The sequence below is a fragment of the Nereida ignava genome, assembly GCF_001049735.1.
GTDB classification, from domain to species: domain Bacteria; phylum Pseudomonadota; class Alphaproteobacteria; order Rhodobacterales; family Rhodobacteraceae; genus Nereida; species Nereida ignava.
On the sequence record NZ_CVPC01000002.1, the window covers coordinates 56,877 to 78,899 of the forward strand.

Sequence of the window (22,023 nt, forward strand, 5' to 3'; positions counted from 1 at the left end):
GCGTCAGCTTTCTTCTTTATCCAGATCAGCCGCAAGCTCATTTGCAGTGGCGATGCGTTTGGCAAGTTTGCGGTTGAAATCCGATTGTGACAAGCGCGATGCAAGATGAATTGCGCTGGCCATGCCAAGGACGTCGGACGAGCCGTGGGATTTCACAACTGTGCCGTTAAGCCCCAAAAACACACCACCGTTCACGCGGCGCGGGTCAATCCGGCGCGCCAATCGGCGCAGCGAGGGCAGGGCCAAAAGGGCTGCAAGGCGCGAAAGAGGCGTGTGCCGGAAGGCCTTGCCCAAAAAGTCGCGGATCAGGCTGGCGGTCCCTTCACCGGTTTTCAGCGCAACATTGCCCGTAAAACCATCGGTCACAATCACGTCCACTTTGTCAGACGGAATATCGCCGCCCTCCACAAAACCCACGTAATCAAGTTTTGACTTTTTCGCAGCACGGCGCAGCAATTCATGGGCGACTTTTAGTTCGGCGCGGCCCTTATGTTCTTCGGTGCCGACGTTCAAAAGCCCCACACGCGGGGTTTCAAGGTCCAGACCGTTACGGGCATAGGACGCGCCCATCATGGCGTATTGCAAAAGATCATGTTCGTCGGCGCGAATATCTGCACCTACATCCAGCATTACGTTAAAGCCGGAGGGGTTCCGTGAGGGCCACAAACACGCAATCGCGGGGCGGTTCACCCCATCGACTTTGCGCAGACGGATCATGGAAATCGCCATAAGCGCGCCGGTATTGCCGCATGAAACTGCAACATCCGCGTCACCTGTGCGCACCGCTTCAATGCACGACCACATGGAGGTGTCTTTACCGCTGCGCAAAACTTGTGAGGGTTTGTCCGCCATTTCGACCACGCCCGCACAATCGCGCAGCTCAACCACATCGCCAAGACGGCGGCGATCAAGCAGGGGGGTCAGGACGCTGGCTTGGCCGTGCAAGATAAACCGCAAAGACGGATCTTTCTTGGCACAACGTGCAAGACCCGCAACAACAGTCGCGGGTCCATTATCGCCACCCATGGCGTCAACTGAGACAACCGTGTGACTGCGTGTGGTATCCTCGATCTGTTTGATCTGGGGTTGGTCGGTCATACCGCCTCACACGCGCCTTTGGTTAATCGGTTTGGTTTACTGAAAAGCAGCTTACGCCGCGTCTTCGTCATCCAACTCGATTTCTTCAACCAATGCCACAACTTCTTTGTCGTCGTAGTGGCCGCACGAAGCGCAAACGTGGTGTGGACGCTTCAGTTCGCCACAGTTTGTGCACTCGTTCGGGTTGCCAGCAACCAACGCGTCATGTGCGCGGCGGTTGTTGCGACGTGATTTCGAAATCTTATTCTGGGGGACAGCCATGTCTCAACCTCAGGTGTCTGCGGACGGCCCGCAGGGCGCCCTAGGTAAATATTCAATCTGCTCTGAGCGGCGCGATAGGGGATTCCCGAGCGACTGTCCAGACGATGTATGTTTCAGAACCGCGACGTATAGTCAGAAATTGCATTGGCGCAAGTATTTTCGCACGCATTTCAGCGCAGTACCTCGCGGCATAGGCTGTCTTTATGGTCTTGGCAGCGCAAAGCGGGTCTGGGTTGCCAAAGTTAAGCCCTGTTTTGGCGGCCCTTGCCTACAATTTGCGAATGCTAACGCGGGAATTAGTATCTGGCAATGTCTGGTCAAACGCCTGATCTGGGGTAGGTTAGTGCCCAAGTGCGCATCATATTTTCGGTGCGGCTCACGTATTTTTACCCTTGGTAAAGGACCATATCGAATGACTAATTTTGCGACCAAGACAACGCTTGCGGGGGTGCTGGCGCTTAGCACCGCGTTTGGCGCGCAGGCCGAAACGTTTCGGTGGGCGGGCAACACTGATCCACAAACCATGGACCCTCACGCGGTAAACTCTGCGCCGGTTCTGGGCTTTTTGAACAACGTCTACGAGGGCCTTGTGCGCCGCGGCAAAGATATGGCGATCGAGCCTGCGCTTGCCACGTCATGGGAGCCGATCGGCAACGGCGAGGGCTGGCGGTTTAACTTGCGTCAGGGCGTAAAGTTCCACGGCGGCGAGGATTTCACCGCTGAGGATGTGCTTTTCAGCTATCAGCGCGCCTCAGGCCCGTCTGCGGATACCTCAAGCTGGTTCTCGCCTGTCTCTGACGTGAAAGTCGTGGATGACTTCACTGTCGACATTATGACCAAAGCGCCCAATCCGATTTTCCCCGACAGCATCGCTAACTGGATGATCATGGACAGCGGATGGGCCGAGGCAAATGATGTGGTCGCCCCCACGAAAGAAGGCGAAAACCACGCCACACTTAACGCCAACGGCACCGCCGCCTTTATGCTGACCGAGCGTCAGCCGGGCCTTCGCACTGTTCTTACGCCATTTGACGGATGGTGGGGCGAGGCAGAGCATAACGTGACTGAGGCGGTATTTACGCCCATCCAAAACAGCGCAACGGCCGTGGTCGCGTTGTTGTCGGGTGACGTGGACATGATCAACCCCGTCCCGATCCAAGACGCCAGCCGCCTTTCCGGTGACGCCAATGTAAAAGTGATCCAAGGCATTGAGGCCCGCGTTATCATGCTGGGCGTGCCCCACGCGGCGGATACGCTGAAATACGGCACTGACGCAGGTCAGCCGAACCCGTTCAAAGACGTACGCGTTCGCAAGGCGGTTGCATCGGCCATCAACGTACCGGCGATTTTGCAAACCATCATGCGCGGCAACGCAGAGCCCGCCAATCAGTTGGTGAGCCCCGCAATGCGCGGCTATACCGAAAACCTTGGTGCGACAAACGGTGCTGCGGTGGGTGATGCCAAAGCGTTGCTTGCTGAGGCGGGCTATGCGGACGGGTTCTCGTTCGGCCTGAAATGCCCCAATGACCGCTATCTGAACGATGAGGCGGTCTGTCAGGCGGTCGTTGGTATGCTGGCGCAAATCGGTCTTGATGCGCAACTTGAGGCAATGCCCGTGCGCAACTACTGGCCAGAGCTACGCGAAGATAACTTTGACATGTATCTTCTGGGCTGGTCGCCCGGCACTTTTGACGCAGAGCACCCGATCCGTTTCCTTGCCAGCACACCTAATGCTGAGAAAAAGCTGGGCAGCTGGAACTTTGGTGACTATTCAAACGCGCGCGTTGATGCGCTGTTGCCAATGATCCAATCGGAAATCGACGATGCAAAACGCCAAGCGATGCTGGACGAAGTGGCGACCATCCTGAAGGATGAGCAAGCCTATGTGCCGCTTTATGTGCAACCGCTTGTTTGGGGTGCGCGCAGCAACATTGAGCTGACACAACGCCCCGACAACTTCTTTATCCTGCGGTGGGTAAGCGTGAACTAATCACGCATAAGCTCTGAAATTTTAGACGGGCGTCTCATGTGTGGGGCGCCCGTTTTCTTTTGTGCAGAGCGCCTCAGACGCCGCGGTTTTGCACCAAATGTGCAAGGTCAGTCGCACCAGTTTCCGCCAAGCCGCGCTCAACGCTGCTGCGGTCTGCGGGTGTTTTGTTCTGGCTCATTTTCCACGTGCCTTGCAGATCATCGATGATAATCTCAAAGCCCACCAAACCGCGCAGCATCCGCGCCACATAATCATCAGGGGCGTCGGTCACAGCCCACGGTTGGGGGCGGTTTTGCTCATGGGCGTCGGTCAACTCATGCAGATGGCGCATCAACCATTCGGGATCGCGCTTGAACGTCAGGGTCCCGCGGGCGTGTACGCCCCCGTAATTCCACGTGGGCACTACTTTGCCGTGCTCTTTTTTTGAGGCATACCACGCAGGCGTCACATAGGTTTGCGGCCCTTGGAACAGGCAAAGCACCTCAATAGGGCCGGACGTTTCGCGAAAAAGCGGGTTCGACACAGCAATATGCCCGTGCAGCGCACCTAAGGGATCGACACTGCTGTGCACCACAAGCGGAACGTGATCGGCGCTTAGGCTGCCTGTGGCGTGCGACACGACCGCGGCAAAAGGGTGCTCGGTCATCATCGCGTGCATCACGTCAACGCGGGTCTCGCTGAATGCCTCGGGCTGGCGCATGGGGTGTCCTTACTGTGGCTACTGGGCAATTTGGTACTGCTGTGAGATGGTTAGCAGCCCTGTGGCTGCTCGCCAAATATTTATGATAAAGCGTCGCAAAAAAAAGCAGGGGGCAGGTTTCATCCCCCAACAAAAAACGCGTTAGTCTTTGGTGCCCTTAAGCAAATCTGCAAGCCCCGCGAACGGCTTTGCCTGCTCGTCGGTCATGGCTTCTTTTTCGGGTTCAGTCACCGCAATTTTCACCGGACCTGAGCCTTCGATGCGCGGAAATGCGGGCACCGATAGGGTCAGCGCCTCGAACAAGACATGCATCAGATCAACCGCTTCGGGCAGGGGCTCAATGCGGTCGTCCTCGGGCATCTCAATTTCTGTGGCTTCATCAACGGCGGGTGGGTTGGCCGTGTAAATCCGCTCAAGCGGCTCATCGATGCGGGTGGTCACGGGCTCAAGCGTCGCCACGCAGGGTTGCGTAACGGTCGCGCCAAGCTGTGCGGTCAAATGCCAGTCGTTCTTGCCTTTGGGGGTGATTTTCCCCTCAAGGCGTACTTTGCGAAGGCTCTCCACCCCAAGATCGGCGCGCAGATCAGCCAACAGCGCGTCGTGATCCGCACCTGTGGGCGTGACGGTGAAATGCGTGGGCTTGCGCGAGGCCAATTCTGACAGGCGCAAAATATGGGCCGCGGGTGGGGTAGGCTGGTCTGGCGCAGTCATCGGGATTTCCATTCTTGAACACTCGAGTGTGCCGATATAGGTCTATTAACACAGAACGCCAACCCACGCGCGCTCGGATAAAGGGTCACACTGGTTATGCATCTTTTCAAAGCCACAGTCATCGCAGCCGCTGTTTTCACGGTTACGGCGTGTTCCGAACGGTTTCGCAACCACGGGTACGCACCCACAGATGGGGATCTGGCCGAAGTGGCCGTTGGGGTTGATACGCGCGATTCTGTGATTGAACGCTTTGGCCCGCCCACAACAGGCGGTGTGCGCACGGACAGCGGCATCTATTACGTTCAAAGCCAGTTCCGCCTTTATGCCTACCAAGCCCCAAGCGAGATTGACCGCGAAGTTGTGGCAATTAGCACAGATGCAGACGGCGTGGTCAGCAATATTGAGCGGTTTACGCTTGAGGACGGCCAAGTGGTTGCCCTGTCGCGGCGCGTCACAGACAGCAACATCGAGGGCGTAAGCTTCTTGCGTCAGCTGTTGGGTAACTTGGGCAATCTTGATGCAGGATCACTGCTGGATGACGCTTAAACCCCGGCAAACCGCATTATTTGTTCAGTGTATTGCGCAATGCACGTTGCATAATCACTGTGTCTACCCATTGACCCAGCTTAAAGCCCACAGCCTGAAGCGTGCCGGTCAGGTGGAACCCACGTCCTGCGTGTAGCTGGATCGAGCCGTGGTTTTCGCTGTTCCCTATGACGGCCACCATTTGTGCCCATTCTTTGTCTTCACAGGCCGCGACTAAGGCCGCTAGCAACGCGCGCCCCACACCGCGCCCCCGGGCGGCAGCATCCACGTAGACAGACGATTCGATAGAATGACGATAGGCAGGGCGCACCCTGTATGGGCCCGCATATGCGTATCCCATGACCACTCCGTCAATTTCAGCCACCAAATAGGGAAATCCGCCCGCGCGCAGGGCATCAAAGCGGCCGGTCATCTCCGCTTCGTCGGGGGGTATTTCTTCAAATGTGGCAAGCCCGTGCAGCACCTCATAGGCGTAGATTTGCGTCACAGCAGCCATGTCAGCGGCGGTTGCGGGGCGGACAAGCGGTGCGGTGGAGGTGCTCACGTTGGGTCAGGCCTCGTCTTCGGCGTGAAAAGATAGCGATACGCCGTTGATACAATAGCGCAGACCCGTCGGCGCAGGCCCGTCAGGGAATACATGGCCCAAATGCCCGTCACAGCGCGCGCAGTGTACTTCTGTGCGGCGCATAAAAAAGCTGTTGTCTGATTTTTCACCGACCATTTCTGTATTAATCGGTTGGTAAAAAGAGGGCCATCCTGTGCCGCTTTCAAACTTGTGGGCTTGATCAAAAAGCGGCGCGCCGCAGCCTTTGCACAGGTAAATACCATCGTCCTTGGGGAAGTTTTCGTTGCTGCCCGCGCGCTCTGTGCCGTGTTTGCGCAGGACTTTATACTCAAGATCATTAAGTTGGGCGCGCCATTCCGCGTCGGTTTTGATGACTTTATCCATGGGCTGTCTCCTTGAACGAGGGGCGTTTGGGGGGTGGGTCATGTTTGGTGATGACCTTCGCTTGCAACAGACATAGGGTGAGCGGGCTGCTTCGCCAAGGAGGGTCGAACACATGCAACCCCGCGATGCATCTTTTGATGAACCGCTCAGCCCTGCGCCGCCAACGCGCAGCGCGCCGCGTTTTATCGCGCGGCCTGCATCAGGACCTGCAGAACTGCATGCATTGCAGGCCCTGCGCCACCGCGCGTTTTTTGGCAGTGCGGGCATTGATGCAGACCCGTTTGATGCGCTGTCTCAGCATCACGTTGTGGTGGATCATCAACAAGACGGCCGCATTGTTGGGGGCTTTCGAACCCGTGTGTTGCAGCCAGTGACCACGCCCCAAGGTGCGGCAAGCTATGCAGACAGCTACACAGGCGGCTTTTACGATTTGCGCCCCTTTGCAGAGCGTGGCGATACGGTGCTTGAGCTGGGCCGTGTTTGCGTGGACCCGAATGTACAAAACGCGGATGTGTTGCGACGCGCGTGGGGGGCGCTGGCCCAGTTGGTGCGTGTGGCAGATGTGGATGTGATTATCGGGTGTTCAAGCTTTGAAGGCACAGAGATAGCGCGCCACACGGATGTGCTTTGCCACCTTTTTGCCAAACATGGCCGTCAGGGGCATGGCACGCCGGTGTTATTGGATGGGCAGGCGGGTGAGATCGCAGGTGGCAAGGCGGTGGCTCTGGCCTCACTTACGCCAACTGGCCAAGTTCTGCGCCCCACAGATGTGCCGCCGCTTTTGCGGACCTACCTGCTGATGGGTGGTTGGATCGGGGATCATGCGGTGATTGATCCGCATATGAAGACCACCCATGTTTTCACCGCACTGCGCGTGGCCGATGTGCCCGAGGCGCGCAAACGGCTCGCGGACAGTTGGGCGTGATGCAAGATCATGTTGACGCGGCGGCCGCACGCACATAGCTGCTCCCCATGGCACGTGCACCCCTTTTACAACTCTCTGACATCTCGCTGACTTTTGGCGGCGAGCCTGTCTTCTCCGAACTGGGTCTTCTGGTTCATCCCGCAGACCGCGTAGCGTTGGTGGGGCGAAATGGCTCTGGCAAATCTACCTTGATGAAAGTCATGGCGGGTTTGGTCGAACAAGACACAGGCGCCTGCGTGACAAGTCCCGGCGTCAGCGTGGGATACATGGAGCAAGACCCCACGATGGAGGGGTTTGCCACATTGGGCGATTACGCCACCAGTGCGCTTGACCCGTCTGAAAGCTACAAAGTGGACATGGTTGCAGAAGGGTTGAAGTTTAATCCCGACGGCGATGTGGCCACTGCATCGGGCGGAGAGCGCCGCCGTGCAGCCTTGGCGAAACTTATGGCTGAAGCGCCCGAGTTGATGCTGTTGGACGAGCCGACCAACCACCTTGATATTGAGGCAATCGCGTGGCTTGAGGCCGAACTGAAACAAACCCGTGCGGCGTTTGTGCTGATCTCGCACGACCGTGCGTTTTTGCGTGCTTTGACCCGCGCAACCCTGTGGATTGACCGTGGTGCGGTGCGCCGTCAGGAAAAGGGCTTTGACGCGTTTGAGCAATGGCGCGACGCCACGTGGGAAGAAGAGGACATGCAGCGCCACAAGCTGGACCGCAAGATCAAGGCCGAGGCCCGTTGGGCCGTTGAAGGCATCTCGGCGCGGCGCAAACGCAACCAGGGCCGTGTGCGTGCATTGCAGGAATTGCGCGCCGACCGTGCGGGTATGATCAAACGCCAAGGCGGTGCCGCGATGGCGCTTGAGGCGGGGCCGACGTCTGGCAAAAAAGTTATGGAAGCTATCGGCATTTCAAAGCGTTACGGCGACAAGCTAATCCTTAAGGATTTCTCGCTTACGATTCAACGCAAAGACCGTATTGCTTTTGTGGGGCCGAATGGTGCGGGCAAAACGACGCTGCTTAACATGCTGACCGGACAAGTGTCTCCCGATGAGGGACAGATTAAGTTGGGCACCAATCTGGAGTTGGCAATTTTTGACCAAAGCCGTGCTCAGCTGGATCCAGATATGACCCTTTGGGACAGCCTGACAGGCGACAAAGATATGGCTGTTTCGGGCAAAGCGGACCAAGTTATGGTACGCGGCGAGCCGCGACACGTGATTGGCTACCTCAAGGATTTCCTTTTTGATGAACGTCAGGCCCGCGCGCCTGTTCGCTCGCTTTCGGGGGGTGAAAAAGCACGGCTTTTGCTGGCTAAAATCATGGCGCGCTCATCTAACGTGCTGGTCTTGGACGAGCCAACCAACGATTTGGACGTTGAAACCCTTGATTTGATGCAAGATTTGCTTGGGGAATACGATGGCACTGTCTTGCTGGTCAGCCACGATCGTGACTTTTTGGACCGTGTTGCCAGCACCACAATCGCAATGGAGGGCGATGGCCGCGCGACTGTCTATGCCGGTGGCTGGAGCGATTATCAAAGCCAGCGCAGCGCCGTTGCCGCAAGCGTTGAGGCGTCAGCGCTGCAAGCAAAACAAGAGTCAAAAACAACCACGCCTGAGCCCGCTGCAAAACCCGTTGAGGCACTAAGTTTCACGCAAAAGCACCGCCTTGAGGCGCTGCCTGCCGAGATTGACCGCCTGAATGCCGAGATCGCAAAGCTTGAGGCATATCTGGCGCAGCCTGATCTTTACACGGCCGAACCTGTGAAGTTTGCCAAAGCGACTGAAGGTCTGGTTGAGCGGCAACAGCTTTTGGCGCAGGCTGAAGAAGAATGGCTTGAATTGGCAGAGCGCGCCGAGGGGTAAGTACCTATGGCCGCGACTAAGTGGTGGCCATAAATTACTTTAACTTCACCGCATAGGGTGCTGTTATTGCTCAGGTAAAAGTCCTGCGGCAAATGCGCAAAGTGTCCTTAACGCCTCGGCCAGCGCATCATCATCCACAGTCATCGCAACTCTGATATGACCCGCTGCTGCTTGGCCGAAACTTTCGCCCGGCATGACCGCAATGTTGTGATGATCCAGCAATGTGTTCGCAAAGCTGTCACCGCTTAACCCCGTGCCACGAATGTCGAGCATCAGGTACATCGCGCCGTCACTTGGGATAAGGCGCACTGTGTTTTGCGTGTCCAGAATATCCATCGCAATTTTGCGGCGCCGCTCAAACGGGGCGCCTACGCGCCGTTCAAGCTCCGGATCATCGGTCAGGGCGAAATGTGCTGCGTCTTGGATAAAGCCCGCCACGCCGTATGTTGTGTGCGTCGCCAGATCGCGAAGATGTTCAATTACCGGCGCATCGGCGATGACCCAGCCGATACGGCTGCCGGTCATGGCGTGGGATTTCGACATAGAACCAACCACCAAAGTACGCGCCGCCATGGCGTCAATCGCGCGGGGGGACAGGTGTTCACCGCGCCAGATTTGGGTGTCATAAACCTCGTCGCTGATCAGCCACATGTCGTTTTCAAGGACTGTTTGCGAAATGGTTTCAATGGTTTGGCGGGTGTAGATAACGCCTGTTGGGTTGTTGGGGGTGTTGATCAGCAAGCTGCGCGCACCGCGTGCTGCCGCCAGATCTGTTGCGGTTGGTTGAAAGCCGTTGTCTGCCTGAACAGGCACGGCGCGCGGGATCGCACCAACCGTGCGGATCGTGCCGGGATATGTGGCGTAATAGGGCTCGATATAGGCGGCGGTGTCGCCTTCGTCGCAGCACGCGTGGTGGGCTGCAAAAAGGGCGGATTGGCCACCGGGGGTGATCAGAACGTTGTCGCGGGTTGTGGGGACACCTGTCCGCGCGCTGACCCGTGAGGCAACTGCGTCGCGCAGCGGTTTGGTACCAGGCACGCTGGCATAGCCCGTGTGACCGCCCTTGGCGCTTTCGTTCATGGCGGCCAGAATGCTTGGGTCCGTGCGGATGTCATGTTCACCGATGGTAAGGTCGATAATTTCAGTTCCAGCGGCTTTGAGCGCACGGGCGCGGTACAAAAGCGCCCATCCATCGTCGCCGTCGCCTGTCAGGGTGCTAATGCGGTTTGATAATTTCATGCCCTATGTGGGCCAGAGAGTGCAGCGCGGGTCAACCGGAATTTACGCGGCACGCAGCGGCGGCTTTCATCTGGGTCTGCAAGGCTCTTGGCGCGTCCGCATTGCAATGATAAGCCCGCCCCGACAGACCGCAGGAAGCATCCCATGACGATTACGCTCTATGATACCAAGCGCCGTGAAAAAGCCCCGTTCACGCCGATCGACCCGCAAAACGTGCGGATGTATGTGTGCGGTCCCACGGTCTATGATCGTGCGCATTTGGGTAACGCACGTCCGGTCGTGGTGTTTGACGTGCTCTACCGTGTGTTGCGCCACACATATGGGGCGAATTGCGTGAAATACGTGCGTAATTTTACAGATGTCGATGACAAGATTAACGCCAAAGCGGCCGCAACGGGCCGTGCCATTAGCGACATTACGGATGAGACAATTAGCTGGTTTCTAAGCGACATGGGGGCGCTTGGTGCGCTTGAGCCTGATGCGGCCCCCCGTGCGACCCAGTATATCCCGCAAATGGTTAAAATGATTGAAGGCTTGATTGCATCGGGTCATGCCTACGCGGCAGAGGGCCATGTGCTTTTTGCCGTTGAAAGCTATGCGGAATATGGCGCGCTTTCGGGGCGGTCTGTGGATGATATGATTGCTGGCGCGCGTGTTGAAGTGGCGCCTTATAAACGTAACCCGATGGATTTTGTGCTGTGGAAACCATCTGATGCGCAAACGCCTGGTTGGGACAGCCCGTGGGGGCGCGGCAGACCCGGCTGGCACATCGAATGTTCTGCCATGGCCCATGATCTTCTGGGCGCTGAATTTGATATCCACGGCGGGGGCAACGACCTGCAATTCCCCCACCATGAAAACGAGATCGCGCAAAGCTGTTGTGCCGGTCACGGGTTCGCAAAAGTGTGGCTGCACAACGAGATGCTGCAAGTTGAAGGTAAGAAAATGTCCAAATCGTTGGGCAATTTCTTCACGGTAAAAGACTTGCTGGACCAAGGGGTATCTGGCGAGGTCATTCGGTTTGTGATGCTGTCGACGCATTACCGCAAACCGATGGACTGGACTGAGAAAAAGCGTGCTGATGCAGAAAAAACTCTCGCGAAATGGCGCGGGCTTGCGGCGGACGGTGGACAGGTGTCCGCGGCGGTGATCGAGGCCCTTGGGGATGATCTGAACACTGCGGGAGCCATTGCAGAATTGCACCGCTTGGCCTCTGCGGGTGAGGGCGCAGCGTTGAAAGCATCGGCGCAGTTCTTGGGCTTGCTGGAGGTGGATGAGGCCGGTGACGAAGTTGATTTGTCCGCGCTTGAGGCGCGTCTGTTAGAGCTGCGGACACAGGCCATGGAAATCAAAGATTTCGGGGCAGTAGACGCGCTCAAGACCAAACTCTTGGCAGCTGGCATTCAGGTTCAAATGTCAAAAGCGGGCGTCAGCCTAAGCGCGCCTGTGGGCTTTGATGCGGCAACGCTTGAGGAGCTGCTATGACCGAACGGCTCTATATCTACGACACAACCCTGCGCGACGGACAACAGACCCAAGGGGTGCAGTTTCATACCCATGAAAAACAGCACATCGCAGCTGTTCTTGATGATCTGGGCGTTGATTATATTGAGGGCGGTTGGCCCGGTGCGAACCCTACTGACAGCGCGTTTTTCGATGCAGCGCCCCAAACCAAAGCGCAGATGACGGCCTTTGGGATGACCAAACGGGCAGGGCGCTCGGCGGCGAATGATGAAGTGCTTGCGGGTGTTTTGAACGCGGGCACAGGGGCCGTGTGCCTTGTGGGTAAAACCAGTGCGTTTCATGTGACAGACGCGCTTGGGATCACGCTTGAGGAAAACCTTGCCAATATCGTGGACAGCATTGCCCATATCGTGTCCCAAGAGCGCGAGGCGCTGCTGGATGCAGAGCATTTCTTTGACGGGTATTTGGCCGATCCGGCCTATGCGCTTGGGTGTTTGCATGCGGCGATTGAGGCAGGCGCGCGGTGGGTTGTTTTGTGTGACACCAACGGCGGCAGTCTGCCCCAAGATGTGGCGCGCATCACTGCCGAGGTCATCAAAGCGGGTATCCCAGGCGACAAACTGGGGATTCACACACACAACGACACCGAAAACGCCGTGGCGAATACTTTGGCGGCCGTTGATGCGGGGGCGCGTCAAATTCAAGGCACGCTCAACGGATTGGGTGAGCGGTGCGGCAATGCAAACCTAACCACGCTTTTGCCCATTCTGCTGCTGAAAGAACCCTATGCCAGCATGTTCCGGACAGGTGTCTCAGTCGATGCGTTGAAGGGTCTGACCAAGGCCTCGCGGATGCTGGATGATATCTTGAACCGCGTGCCCGCAAGACAGGCCGCTTTCGTTGGTGCATCAGCCTTTGCCCACAAGGCGGGTCTGCACGCCAGCGCCATTTTGAAGAACCCCGCCACCTATGAGCATGTGGATCCTGCCGTTGTCGGCAACGCGCGCGTGATCCCGATGTCAAACCAAGCGGGGCAGTCAAATCTGCGCAAGCGGCTTGGGGATATGGGACTTGAGGTTGCCAAAGACGACCCTGCGTTGGGGCGCATTTTGGACCGTGTGAAAGAACGCGAAGACGCGGGCTATTCGTTTGACACGGCGCAGGCCAGCTTTGAGTTGCTTGCGCGCCGTGAACTTGGCCAAGCGCCTGAGTTTTTTGAGGTCAAACGCTACAAAGTCACTGTTGAGCGGCGCAAAAACAAACGTAACAAGATGGTCAGCCTCTCTGAGGCGGTCGTGGTTGTTAAAGTCGATGGGCAAAAGATGCTGTCGGTATCGGAATCCATGGATGAAACCGGCAGTGACCGTGGGCCGGTTAACGCGCTTGCCAAGGCATTGGCCAAAGATCTTGGGCCTTATCAAACGCTGATTGGTGATATTCGGTTGGTGGATTTCAAAGTACGTATCACCCAAGGCGGCACCGAGGCCGTGACCCGCGTTGTCATCGACAGCGAAGACAGTGGCGGCAACCGCTGGTCTACGGTTGGGGTGTCTGCAAACATCGTGGACGCAAGTTTTGAAGCGTTGCTGGATGCGGTGAACTGGAAGCTGGTGCGCGATGTCGTTTGAAAGCTGCGCGGCCCTTGTTGAGCGCGCTGATCCGGACCGTTTTGCGGCCCTTATGTCTGCTCCGGTGGCGGTGCGCCGTGTGTGTTTTCCGCTTTATGCCTTCAATATTGAGGTAAGCCGCGCGCCGTGGGTCACTAAAGAACCTATGATTGCGGAAATGCGGCTACAGTGGTGGCGTGACGCTTTGGAAGAGATCGGCCAAGGGCGCGGTCGCCGTCACGAGGTGGTTGATGCCCTTGGAACCGTTCTTGATCCACGTGCGGCGGATGATCTGGACGCGCTTGTCGCCGCGAGGCGGTGGGATGTCTACACAGACGCATTCGAGGACATGGCCGCCTTTGATGGCTATATCGAAGATACCTCTGGGCTGTTGTTATGGACAGCTGTCCGGCTTTGCGGACAAGTGTCCGAAGACACGCGGACAGATGTCCTGCGCTATGGTTTCGGGGTTGGGGTGGCCAATTGGCTGCGCGCGATCCCGCAGCTTCAAGACCGCGGACGTATTCCACTGGTGGACGGCACGCCCCAAGGTGTGCGCGATTTGGCTGAACGGGCGCTGTCCGATATGAAGCACGCCAAGAGTAATTTGAGACATGTGTCCGCCCCTGCGCGCGCGGTGTTGCGCAGCGGCTGGCGCGCCGAGGCAACCCTGCGTGCGGCGCGCGACATCCCCGAACGTGTCATAGAAGGGCAGCTTGATGAAAGCCCCTTTGCGCGCAAACTCCGCCTGATGGTGCTTAGCGCACGCGGTGCGTTTTAGGCCGCAACAGCTGGCCTGCGCATCAGCCAGACAAGGGCACCGCCGGCCAGCGCCAGAAATGGCACCATTGCCACGTTAACAGCGCTCCAACCTTCCACAACGTCACCGCCTGAACAGTTCATCAAGCCGCCCGAGGCAAGCGAGGCAAGGGTCACACATCCGAAAACGATGGCGTCATTCATGCCTTGCACGCGTCCGCGTTCTTGGGGGCTGTGGGCGGATGCAAGCATGGCTGTTGCGCCGATAAAGCCAAAGTTCCAACCGATCCCAAGCAACACCAACGCTGCGTAGAAGTTCAGCAGTTCCACTCCGGTAAGGGCTACGACGCCCGCAAACCCAAGGATAACCAACCCCAAGGCAACAACTTTCTTGGCACCAAAACGGGCGATCACATGGCCCGTGAAAAACGATGGGGCGAACATGGCAAGCACGTGGCTTGTCACCACGTTTGACGCGCCAGACGTGGAATATCCACAGCCTACAACTGCCAACGGGGTTGAGGTCATCACAAGGTTCATTAACGAATATGTAACCATGCCACAGATGATCGCCACGGCAATTGTTGGGTCACGCAACAGTTCTGCGCGGCTGCGGCCGGCTTCGGCACCTGTGGCGGGCTTTGGCGGTTTCGGGATTTTCAGCGCAAAGAAAAGCACCAGCCCTACAGCATTCAAAATCGCTGCGGCAACGTAGACGTTAAAAAAGCGCATCACGGTCTGATCGGGGTCGGTGGCGGTGATGAAGCTGACCAGTTGCGGGCCGATGATGGCACTGGCCAGACCACCTGCCATCACATAGGAAATCGCCTTGGGACGGAAGCTTTCAGAAGCAGTATCAGCTGCGGCGAAGCGGTAAAAACCGTTTGCACTCATATAGATACCGGTCAGGTAGCTGCCGAACAAAAAGACGAGAAAACTATCAAGCGTGAGCCCCCACGCAGCCATACCTGCGCCAGCCATCCCGCCAAGTGTGCCGATTACAAAGCCCACGCGACGGCCATATGTTTGCATCACGTTCGACAGCCAAGGTGCCGTGGTCATGGACCCCAAAACCACCATTGAAACGGGCAATGTCGCAATGCACGCATAGGGCGACAGCTGTTGCCCCGCCAGTCCTGCCACCACAAACACCAGAGGGATTTGCGCGCCCATGACCGCTTGGCACAACACCAAAACGGCAACGTTTCGTTTGGCCAATGCGTCAGATGCAGTGGCCGAGGTCGGGGCGGAGGTGGTCATGTCAGGGGGCCTTACTTAGGTGTTGAACTCGATAATATGCGCAAATGAACCACAAACGCGACCCTGAATTAACCCCATGTGGCTCAAAGATGTGCCTTCGCTGTCTTTTGCGCCAAAAAGCGGTGTGCCATGTGCGCGTAATGTGCTGGCGTAGTGAAACTCGTGGGCGGGCAGTGATGCGGTGCTACGGCCTGTAAAAAGGCCCGTGGTTTGAGGGGCGAGCGGCGTTAGAGAGCGGTATCCCAGATGCAGTTTGCGGTGCTGAAACGACGTTTCTAAATCAAGAAGACCCGCCATCTGGTGGCGCGTCCCATCCGCATCAATCAGGCCTGCACCAAGCAGCATATATCCACCACATTCTCCATATATATCCGTTGTTTGTGAGGCGTTTTTAAGGCTATCTATAAAAGCCGAATTAGCGGCGAGTTTTCCCGCATAAAGTTCGGGATAGCCGCCGGGCAGGAAAACGAAATCTGCCTCAGGCACCACCTCATTTAGCAGGGGCGAAAACGTTGTGATCTGCGCACCGGCCGCGCGCCATTCCTGCAACATGTGGGGATAGGCAAAGCGAAACGCCGCATCTTGGGCGATAGCGATACGTTGTGCGGGCGGTCTGATGGTGTTTGCAGCTGCGTGGGGTGATTTCCCAAGCGGCGCAAAAGGTAGCGCGCTGAGGTCAATATGCGCCTCTGCCGTATCCGCAAGCGCATCGAGCCATTCTGTAAGGTCCGCGCGCTCATCTGCTTGGACCAAGCCCAAATGCCGCGACGGGTGAGACAACTGTCCGCTGCGCGGCACGGTGCCGATGATGGGCGGCAAGTCGGCCCACGCACTTTCAATCATCCGGCGATGTTTGTCAGAGCCGACACGGTTCAAGATCACCGCTGCAATTTGGACGTCCGGATCGTGCAGCATCATCCCGCGGACCACTGCGGCAACGCTTTGCGCGGTTTTCGCGGCATCTACAATCAAAACCACTGGCAGCCCCAAGGTTTTTGCAACCTGTGCGGCGCTGCCTTTGGCGTGGGGCAGTTCCCCGTCAAAAAGGCCCATCGCGCCTTCTACGATTAACGGGGCGGGGTCACTTTGTGCGCGCGCCATGAGACAGCTGTCCGCCATCGCCCAGCCATCAAGGTTAAGACACGCGCGTCCTGTTGCGGCGGAATGAAACTGCGGGTCGATGTAATCAGGTCCGCATTTCGCCCCCCTGACGGGGCCTTTGCGGGCCAAGGCGCGCAAAATAGCCAGCGTAAGCGTTGTTTTACCGGCCCCGGAGCTTGGCGCGGCAATCATAAAGCCAGTGTTGTTTGGGGCGAAAGACGAGGCGGCGGACATCTGTCCCCCTATGCGCTTTCTGCGGGGCGACCACGGCCAAGCGGGTCCATGTCACGCACTGGCTCGCCCGCGATTTGGCCTTGCCAATCAAGGACTTGGCGCATGCGAACGGCCTCACCGATACAGATGATCGCAGGGGGCTCAAGACCGGCCGCGGCGATGTCGGCTTCCATTGTGCTGAGGGTCGTCTCAAGCACCTGCTGCGCGTCCGTTGTGGCCGTTGTGACGATGCCAACGGGTTCATGGGCACTGCGACCGCCTTCCATCAGCTCGGCGGCGATGCGGGCAATGTGTTTCATGCCCATGTAAATCACGATGACCTGACTGCCTTGGGCGATGGCGCGCCAATTCAGCGAGGAGGGCGTGTTGCCCGATTGATCATGGCCGGTCACGAAAGTCACAGATTGGTTAACGTCCCGGTGCGTTACAGGAATGCCTGCATAGGCCAGCCCGCCGATGCCCGCAGAAATGCCGGGGATAATGCGGATCGGGATGCCGTGCTGCACAAGGGTCTGTGCTTCTTCACCGCCGCGCCCAAATACGAACGGATCACCGCCCTTAAGGCGCAGAACACGTTTGCCTGCACGGGCAAGATCAACCAGCCGTAGCGAGATATCGCGTTGTTTTGCAGAAGGTTTTCCGCCGCGCTTGCCTGCGTAGATATGCTCGGCCTGCGGCGCCCATTCCAAAATCGCCTCTTGAACCAGCGCGTCATAAATCACCACATCTGCCTGTCGTAGCGCATTGAGCGCATGCAGCGTCAGCAGACCTGGGTCACCGGGGCCCGCACCACACAACCACACCCAACCCGGCTCAAGCGCGGGCCAGTTTTTGGACGTTAGTGGAGGCAACATAGAGTCGGTCATATGCAACTTATGGCGCGCAAATTCGCAAACATGAAGCGGTAATGCGACATTACATACCCGCTTGGCGGCGCGAAATGCGCTGATATAGTCGGTACCAAGGCAAAGGGACGTTTCACAGCAATGGCACGAAAACCAACAGGACCGTTGCGGCGCGGCTGGACCACAGGCGCATGTGCGACCGCTGCGGTGAAAGCGGCGCTGTTGCGGCTGCGGGACGGAACGTGGGGAGACACTGTCTCAATCACTTTGCCTAAGGGTGAGACACCTGTTTTTGCCCTTGAAACAACCGCCGTTGGGGAAGGCTGGGCCGAGGCGGGCATTGTCAAGGATGCAGGTGATGATCCGGACGTGACCCATGGTGCGTTGATCAAAGCGCGGGTCGAGCTTGGTGGAAATGGTGTCAGCTTTCATGCGGGCGAGGGTGTTGGACATGTGACCAAGGCGGGTCTGCCGATTGCGGTGGGAGAGCCTGCGATTAATCCAGTGCCACGCGCGATGATGGATGAGGTGGTTGCCGAAATCGGCTGGCGGACAGATGTCCGGATCACCATTTCTGTGCCAGATGGTGCGGAAATTGCCCAAAAAACATGGAACCCCCGCCTTGGCATTGTGGGCGGTATTTCGATTCTGGGCACCACGGGCGTTGTGCGCCCGTTTAGCTGTGCGGCGTGGATCGCGAGCATTCACCGCGGTATTGATGTGGCTGTTGCCGAAGGGATGCCCCATGTTGCGGGGTGCACGGGTGCGACCTCTGAAAAAGTGGTGCAACAGCTGTACGGATTGCCTGATCACGGGATGCTCGACATGGGCGATTTTTCGGGTGGTCTGTTGAAATATCTTGCCAAAACAAACGTCCCGCACATCACGATTGGTGGTGGCATAGGAAAGCTGGTGAAGCTGGCGCAAGGCGCGATTGATTTGCACTCTGGACGCTCGCAGGTTGACTTTAAGTCCTTATCACAAGCTGTTGATAATGAATTAATTAAAGGCGCAAATACGGCGCTTGAAGCCTATGAAGTTGCCGGGCCAGCTGTTGCGGAATGGGCTGCGGAAACAGCGCAGGTGCAAATTCAAAAACAGCTTCGCGGTGCAGGTATTACAAGTGATGTGGTGTTGATTGACCGCGCAGGCAAAATCCTCGCGCGCGCCGGAGACAGACCATGAAAGTACTGTTGCTTGCGGGCTCTGGCGAAGGGCGGGTTCTGGCGGATGCGCTGTATAAAATGGGCGTTAACGCGGTGGCATCCCTTGCCGGGGCGACCCGTCAGGCAAAACCACTGGCGCTTCCGACGCGCATTGGTGGGTTCGGGGGCGAAGACGGATTTTGCGAATATCTTGAGCGTGAAAAGATCACGCATGTTTTGGATGCAACGCACCCATTTGCCAGTCGGATATCCCATAGAACTGCATTAGTTTCGGCCCGTAAGAGTCTGAAGTATATGCAATACTTAAGACCTGCATGGACAGCGCAGGCAGGTGATCAATGGCACCATATCCGCGATGAGACAGATGTCCTAGGATTGCTTAACAAGACGCCGTCGACTGTGTTTTTAGCCACGGGACGTCAGACCCTTGAACGGTTTGCCAACCTTGAAGGGCACCGTATCATTTGCCGCCAGATTGATCCGCCAACGTCGCCATTTCCCTTTGAGGGCGGTGAGTATTGCATTGGGCGGCCTCCGTTTTCAGTGGGGCGCGAAGTGGAGTTATTTGAGGCACTCGGGGTGGATTTATTGGTGGTAAAAAATGCAGGCGGCACGGCGAGCCGGTCAAAACTGGATGCAGCGGCGCTCTTGGGACTGCCCGTTGCGATGATTGAACGGCCCCCACAACCGGATGCGCCAAAAGTTGATACGATCGAGGCAGCCCTTGATTGGGTGAGGGCGTGTTGATCACCTTGATTGAAACTTTGGAAGATGTTGTCTTTGGCGCCCAAGAGTTGATCAAGATTGAGCCCCGCTTTGCGCCCGCCTTGGCCGTGACAGCGCCTTTACCGCTTAGGCGCAAACCTGACGGGTTTGCGGCCCTGATGTCTGCAATTGTGGGCCAGCAAGTCAGCGTGGCGGCGGCCCGCGCGATTGAGGCGAGATGCGTGGCAGGTGGTTTGACTGATCCCGCGACTGTGCGCACCGCGACAGAGGATGAGATGCGTGCCTGCGGATTAAGCCGTCAGAAAGTGAAGTATCTCAAGGCATTAGCCGAGGCGCGGCTGGATTATGATGCTCTTCGGGCTGCGCCAACAGACGATGTGGTGCGCACTTTGGTTGCGGTGCCGGGTATTGGGCCCTGGACGGCGGAGATTTATGCGATGTTCTCATTGGGGCACGCGGATGTGTGTGCCCACGGGGATTTGGCGCTTCAGGAGGCGACGCGGTTGTTGTTTGAGTTGCCGTCCCGCCCGACCGAGCGCGCGATGCGCGATATCGCAGCCGAATGGGCCCCTTGGCGCGCGGTTGCAGCGCGGCTCTTGTGGGCATACTACCATGTTGAAAAGCAAAGGGATGGGATCTCATGACACGGGTTTTGGATGCAAAAGTGCGCGCGCCGCACTCTGGTGATTTACGCAGTGCGGTGGTGTTTTTGCACGGCTACGGGGCGAACGGTGCTGATTTGATTGGCCTTGCGGACCCGTTGGCGGAGCATATGCCCGACACGATGTTCATCAGCCCCGACGCCCCGCAAGAATGTGATGGCGCACCGATGGGCCGTCAGTGGTTTCCGATCCCGTGGATTGACGGATCAAGCGAGGAAGAAAGCCGCGCAGGGTTGTTTCAAGCGGCAGATGACTTGAATGCGTTTCTTGATGGGATCATGGTCGACAACGATTTGTTGCCCGAGCAAGTGGTCGTGCTTGGGTTCAGCCAAGGCACGATGATGGCGCTACATGTGATGCCGCGCCGTGAAGATGCAGTAGCGGGCGTGGTTGGCTTTTCTGGTCGCTTGCTTGAGCCGGATACTCTGCCTGATGAGGTCGAGAGCCACTTTCCTGTTTTGTTGGTACACGGTGATGAGGATGATGTTGTGCCTGTGCAGTCTCTGCCTGCGGCGGTTGAGGGCCTTCAGGCGGCGAAATTCCGTGATGTGTTCGCCCATGTGATGAACGGCACAGCCCACGGAATTGCCCCTGACGGGTTATCTGTTGCGCTGGCATTTATGCGCGAACAGCTGGGATATCAGTAACTTAGCGCGCGGCCGTTAGGTTCAGCGATACATCTACACCAAAGCCCAACGTGCCTTCGTCGGCCGCACCGATGCCAAAATCGGTGCGATCAAGCCGTGTTGTGCCCGACATTTTGGCAAGCCCGTCCACGATGGTCAGATCAAACGTAAACTCAACCGGAATGCTTTGCCCTTTGAGCGTAAGCGTGCCGGTTGAGGCGTATTGATCCGCCTCAATATGGCTGATCTGCCCTTCATAAATGGCCGTCGGGTGGGTGGCGGCGTCAAAATACTCCGCCCCGAGCGCTTGGGACGTGACAGATCCGATGCTGAGCGACGCGATGTTGATGGTGGTTGTGACGCTGCCGGTTTTGGCGGTTTCATCGAAGGTGATCGCGCTTGTCCAGTCGCTGAAACTGCCATTGGTCTGGCTGCCGAATTGTGTCACGGCGATGCCGATTTGGCCGGACTGAACCGTCCAGTCGCTTGCAACGCTCTCAAGTGCTGCGGTGGTTTGACCCGTGTCGCTGCGATACAGCCCAAGGCTTTGGCCGATCCCAAGCGCGATAACCCAAACCGCAAGCGCCCCAAGGATGGCTGTTTTTGCGCTGTGTTGTTGCGGGCGGGGGCCAACTGCGGTTGTGCCGAACCACATGCGGCGCAGGGTGGCGTCTTTGTCGATCACGTGATGTTTCAGCGCGCCGGCGATGTGCAGCACTAGGCTGGCAACCAGCACCCGCTCAAACACAACGTGCAGCCCTTCGAATAGATGTGCGGTGCTGTCAGATTTGGGCACAAACGGCAGGTCCTGTCCAAAGGGCCACCAAATGGGCGCAAAACCGGATGTCGCCGAGTGGTGGATCCAACCTGTCACGGGCACCAACACGAGCGAGCCGTAAAGCAACCAGTGGATCATGCTTGCCAGCCAATGTTCGGCCTTTTTGTCTCCGTTCAATGCCTCCGGCTTTGGTTGGCTGATGGCCCACGCGATGCGCGCAAGGGCAGTGAACAAAATCGTAAGGCCGATGGTTTTGTGCAGGCTAAACACGAACGCGGCGCGGGCCACGGTTTGTGCATCGGCGCCGTTGGCCTCAATGGCGTGGGCCAGATTGTTGCCGTAGATACCAAGGGGGATCACCAAAAAGATGCCAAAGGCAATGGTCCAGTGAAAGAGTTTGGTTATGGTGCCGTAGTGGCTGGCGGTGTTGGACAGCATGGGACGTTCCTTGGTCATAACAAATTACGGGTGAGGGTACAGGGAAGTGCAGGGCGGGCAACTCTCCATC

The 22,023-nt window shown here is 57.5% G+C and carries 22 protein-coding genes; 11 read left to right on the plus strand and 11 right to left on the minus strand.

Annotated elements, in window-relative coordinates:
• Positions 1 to 3: 3 nt before the first annotated feature.
• The gene (plsX, locus tag NIG5292_RS00490) at positions 4 to 1,098 is read right to left on the minus strand and encodes a phosphate acyltransferase PlsX (RefSeq protein ID WP_048597383.1); all 1,095 of its coding nucleotides are present in this window, start codon (positions 1,096 to 1,098) and stop codon (positions 4 to 6) included.
• 51 nt (positions 1,099 to 1,149) lie between these two features.
• Positions 1,150 to 1,359 carry a 50S ribosomal protein L32 gene (gene rpmF / locus NIG5292_RS00495; RefSeq protein ID WP_048597384.1) on the minus strand — a complete coding sequence of 70 codons (210 nt, stop codon included), beginning with the start codon at positions 1,357 to 1,359 and terminating at the stop codon, positions 1,150 to 1,152.
• Between the two features lie 412 nt (positions 1,360 to 1,771).
• Between rpmF and NIG5292_RS00500 the strand changes: the two genes are divergently transcribed.
• Positions 1,772 to 3,349 (plus strand): ABC transporter substrate-binding protein, encoded by a 1,578-nt coding sequence (locus tag NIG5292_RS00500; protein WP_048597385.1) that lies wholly within the window; start codon positions 1,772 to 1,774, stop codon positions 3,347 to 3,349.
• Between the two features lie 73 nt (positions 3,350 to 3,422).
• Here the strand turns inward: NIG5292_RS00500 and NIG5292_RS00505 are convergent, their stop codons facing one another.
• Positions 3,423 to 4,049, minus strand: a complete 627-nt coding sequence (locus NIG5292_RS00505; protein ID WP_048597386.1) for an FMN-binding negative transcriptional regulator — start codon at positions 4,047 to 4,049, stop codon at positions 3,423 to 3,425.
• 141 nt (positions 4,050 to 4,190) lie between these two features.
• The gene (locus NIG5292_RS00510; RefSeq protein ID WP_048597387.1) at positions 4,191 to 4,760 is read right to left on the minus strand and encodes a YceD family protein; all 570 of its coding nucleotides are present in this window, start codon (positions 4,758 to 4,760) and stop codon (positions 4,191 to 4,193) included.
• 96 nt (positions 4,761 to 4,856) lie between these two features.
• On the opposite strand from NIG5292_RS00510, the gene NIG5292_RS00515 reads away from it, so the two are divergent.
• Entirely contained in the window at positions 4,857 to 5,306 is a 450-nt protein-coding gene (locus NIG5292_RS00515; RefSeq protein ID WP_048597388.1) for an outer membrane protein assembly factor BamE, read from the plus strand.
• A 16-nt stretch (positions 5,307 to 5,322) separates the two neighbouring features.
• Here the strand turns inward: NIG5292_RS00515 and NIG5292_RS00520 are convergent, their stop codons facing one another.
• Complete coding sequence (locus NIG5292_RS00520; protein ID WP_074842056.1) at positions 5,323 to 5,850, minus strand: GNAT family N-acetyltransferase; 528 nt, start codon at positions 5,848 to 5,850, stop codon at positions 5,323 to 5,325.
• Between the two features lie 6 nt (positions 5,851 to 5,856).
• The gene (gene msrB / locus NIG5292_RS00525; protein WP_048597389.1) at positions 5,857 to 6,255 is read right to left on the minus strand and encodes a peptide-methionine (R)-S-oxide reductase MsrB; all 399 of its coding nucleotides are present in this window, start codon (positions 6,253 to 6,255) and stop codon (positions 5,857 to 5,859) included.
• 112 nt (positions 6,256 to 6,367) lie between these two features.
• Between msrB and NIG5292_RS00530 the strand changes: the two genes are divergently transcribed.
• Entirely contained in the window at positions 6,368 to 7,180 is an 813-nt protein-coding gene (locus NIG5292_RS00530) for a GNAT family N-acetyltransferase (protein ID WP_048597390.1), read from the plus strand.
• Between the two features lie 47 nt (positions 7,181 to 7,227).
• Positions 7,228 to 9,048: an ABC-F family ATP-binding cassette domain-containing protein gene (locus tag NIG5292_RS00535; protein WP_048597391.1), complete on the plus strand. Its 1,821-nt coding sequence runs from the start codon at positions 7,228 to 7,230 to the stop codon at positions 9,046 to 9,048.
• A 63-nt stretch (positions 9,049 to 9,111) separates the two neighbouring features.
• Here the strand turns inward: NIG5292_RS00535 and NIG5292_RS00540 are convergent, their stop codons facing one another.
• Complete coding sequence (locus tag NIG5292_RS00540; protein WP_048597392.1) at positions 9,112 to 10,287, minus strand: pyridoxal phosphate-dependent aminotransferase; 1,176 nt, start codon at positions 10,285 to 10,287, stop codon at positions 9,112 to 9,114.
• A gap of 144 nt (positions 10,288 to 10,431) precedes the next feature.
• Between NIG5292_RS00540 and cysS the strand changes: the two genes are divergently transcribed.
• From cysS to NIG5292_RS00555, 3 genes are read left to right on the plus strand one after another with little or no spacing between them, the layout of a single operon-like run.
• Entirely contained in the window at positions 10,432 to 11,772 is a 1,341-nt protein-coding gene (gene cysS / locus NIG5292_RS00545; protein WP_048597393.1) for a cysteine--tRNA ligase, read from the plus strand.
• A complete protein-coding gene (gene cimA, locus NIG5292_RS00550; protein WP_048597394.1) occupies positions 11,769 to 13,379 on the plus strand; it encodes a citramalate synthase in 1,611 nt (536 codons plus the stop codon). Before cysS ends, cimA begins: the two co-directional genes overlap by 4 nt.
• Positions 13,369 to 14,139: a squalene/phytoene synthase family protein gene (locus tag NIG5292_RS00555; RefSeq protein WP_048597395.1), complete on the plus strand. Its 771-nt coding sequence runs from the start codon at positions 13,369 to 13,371 to the stop codon at positions 14,137 to 14,139. Before cimA ends, NIG5292_RS00555 begins: the two co-directional genes overlap by 11 nt.
• Here the strand turns inward: NIG5292_RS00555 and NIG5292_RS00560 are convergent.
• Genes NIG5292_RS00560 through cobA form a run of 3 tightly spaced genes read right to left on the minus strand, consistent with a single transcriptional unit; the run spans position 14,136 to position 17,566 of the window.
• Positions 14,136 to 15,377: an MFS transporter gene (locus NIG5292_RS00560; protein ID WP_048597396.1), complete on the minus strand. Its 1,242-nt coding sequence runs from the start codon at positions 15,375 to 15,377 to the stop codon at positions 14,136 to 14,138. The two genes, NIG5292_RS00555 and NIG5292_RS00560, sit on opposite strands and share 4 nt — an antisense overlap.
• A 15-nt stretch (positions 15,378 to 15,392) precedes the next feature.
• On the minus strand, positions 15,393 to 16,712 hold the full coding sequence (locus tag NIG5292_RS00565; RefSeq protein WP_048597397.1) for a cobyrinic acid a,c-diamide synthase CobB: 1,320 nt from the start codon (positions 16,710 to 16,712) through the stop codon (positions 15,393 to 15,395).
• Positions 16,713 to 16,720: 8 nt separating this feature from the next.
• Positions 16,721 to 17,566 (minus strand): uroporphyrinogen-III C-methyltransferase, encoded by an 846-nt coding sequence (gene cobA, locus NIG5292_RS00570; RefSeq protein WP_233488129.1) that lies wholly within the window; start codon positions 17,564 to 17,566, stop codon positions 16,721 to 16,723.
• A 132-nt stretch (positions 17,567 to 17,698) separates the two neighbouring features.
• Here cobA and NIG5292_RS00575 point away from each other — a divergent pair, with 132 nt between their 5' ends.
• Genes NIG5292_RS00575 through NIG5292_RS00590 form a run of 4 tightly spaced genes read left to right on the plus strand, consistent with a single transcriptional unit; the run spans position 17,699 to position 20,758 of the window.
• Positions 17,699 to 18,742, plus strand: coding sequence for a cobalt-precorrin-5B (C(1))-methyltransferase (locus NIG5292_RS00575; RefSeq protein WP_048597399.1), 1,044 nt, complete (start codon positions 17,699 to 17,701; stop codon positions 18,740 to 18,742).
• Positions 18,739 to 19,470, plus strand: a complete 732-nt coding sequence (locus NIG5292_RS00580) for a cobalt-precorrin-6A reductase (protein WP_048597400.1) — start codon at positions 18,739 to 18,741, stop codon at positions 19,468 to 19,470. The genes NIG5292_RS00575 and NIG5292_RS00580 overlap by 4 nt, the downstream gene beginning before the upstream one ends.
• The gene (locus NIG5292_RS00585) at positions 19,464 to 20,093 is read left to right on the plus strand and encodes a DNA-3-methyladenine glycosylase family protein (RefSeq protein WP_048597401.1); all 630 of its coding nucleotides are present in this window, start codon (positions 19,464 to 19,466) and stop codon (positions 20,091 to 20,093) included. The genes NIG5292_RS00580 and NIG5292_RS00585 overlap by 7 nt, the downstream gene beginning before the upstream one ends.
• On the plus strand, positions 20,090 to 20,758 hold the full coding sequence (locus NIG5292_RS00590) for an alpha/beta hydrolase (protein ID WP_048597402.1): 669 nt from the start codon (positions 20,090 to 20,092) through the stop codon (positions 20,756 to 20,758). The genes NIG5292_RS00585 and NIG5292_RS00590 overlap by 4 nt, the downstream gene beginning before the upstream one ends.
• Before the next feature lies 1 nt (position 20,759).
• On the opposite strand, the gene NIG5292_RS00595 is transcribed toward NIG5292_RS00590, so the two are convergent.
• Positions 20,760 to 21,953: a cytochrome b/b6 domain-containing protein gene (locus tag NIG5292_RS00595; RefSeq protein WP_048597403.1), complete on the minus strand. Its 1,194-nt coding sequence runs from the start codon at positions 21,951 to 21,953 to the stop codon at positions 20,760 to 20,762.
• Positions 21,954 to 22,023: the final 70 nt, after the last annotated feature.

Coding starts and splice junctions, on each gene's coding strand:
- plsX (WP_048597383.1), bottom strand. CDS start 1,098: ATGACCGACCAACCCCAGATCAAACAGATCGAGGATACCACACGCAGT.
- rpmF (WP_048597384.1), bottom strand. CDS start 1,359: ATGGCTGTCCCCCAGAATAAGATTTCGAAATCACGTCGCAACAACCGC.
- NIG5292_RS00500 (WP_048597385.1), top strand. CDS start 1,772: ATGACTAATTTTGCGACCAAGACAACGCTTGCGGGGGTGCTGGCGCTT.
- NIG5292_RS00505 (WP_048597386.1), bottom strand. CDS start 4,049: ATGCGCCAGCCCGAGGCATTCAGCGAGACCCGCGTTGACGTGATGCAC.
- NIG5292_RS00510 (WP_048597387.1), bottom strand. CDS start 4,760: ATGACTGCGCCAGACCAGCCTACCCCACCCGCGGCCCATATTTTGCGC.
- NIG5292_RS00515 (WP_048597388.1), top strand. CDS start 4,857: ATGCATCTTTTCAAAGCCACAGTCATCGCAGCCGCTGTTTTCACGGTT.
- msrB (WP_048597389.1), bottom strand. CDS start 6,255: ATGGATAAAGTCATCAAAACCGACGCGGAATGGCGCGCCCAACTTAAT.
- NIG5292_RS00530 (WP_048597390.1), top strand. CDS start 6,368: ATGCAACCCCGCGATGCATCTTTTGATGAACCGCTCAGCCCTGCGCCG.
- NIG5292_RS00535 (WP_048597391.1), top strand. CDS start 7,228: ATGGCACGTGCACCCCTTTTACAACTCTCTGACATCTCGCTGACTTTT.
- NIG5292_RS00540 (WP_048597392.1), bottom strand. CDS start 10,287: ATGAAATTATCAAACCGCATTAGCACCCTGACAGGCGACGGCGACGAT.
- cysS (WP_048597393.1), top strand. CDS start 10,432: ATGACGATTACGCTCTATGATACCAAGCGCCGTGAAAAAGCCCCGTTC.
- cimA (WP_048597394.1), top strand. CDS start 11,769: ATGACCGAACGGCTCTATATCTACGACACAACCCTGCGCGACGGACAA.
- NIG5292_RS00555 (WP_048597395.1), top strand. CDS start 13,369: ATGTCGTTTGAAAGCTGCGCGGCCCTTGTTGAGCGCGCTGATCCGGAC.
- NIG5292_RS00560 (WP_048597396.1), bottom strand. CDS start 15,377: ATGACCACCTCCGCCCCGACCTCGGCCACTGCATCTGACGCATTGGCC.
- NIG5292_RS00565 (WP_048597397.1), bottom strand. CDS start 16,712: ATGTCCGCCGCCTCGTCTTTCGCCCCAAACAACACTGGCTTTATGATT.
- cobA (WP_233488129.1), bottom strand. CDS start 17,566: ATGTTGCCTCCACTAACGTCCAAAAACTGGCCCGCGCTTGAGCCGGGT.
- NIG5292_RS00575 (WP_048597399.1), top strand. CDS start 17,699: ATGGCACGAAAACCAACAGGACCGTTGCGGCGCGGCTGGACCACAGGC.
- NIG5292_RS00580 (WP_048597400.1), top strand. CDS start 18,739: ATGAAAGTACTGTTGCTTGCGGGCTCTGGCGAAGGGCGGGTTCTGGCG.
- NIG5292_RS00590 (WP_048597402.1), top strand. CDS start 20,090: ATGACACGGGTTTTGGATGCAAAAGTGCGCGCGCCGCACTCTGGTGAT.
- NIG5292_RS00595 (WP_048597403.1), bottom strand. CDS start 21,953: ATGCTGTCCAACACCGCCAGCCACTACGGCACCATAACCAAACTCTTT.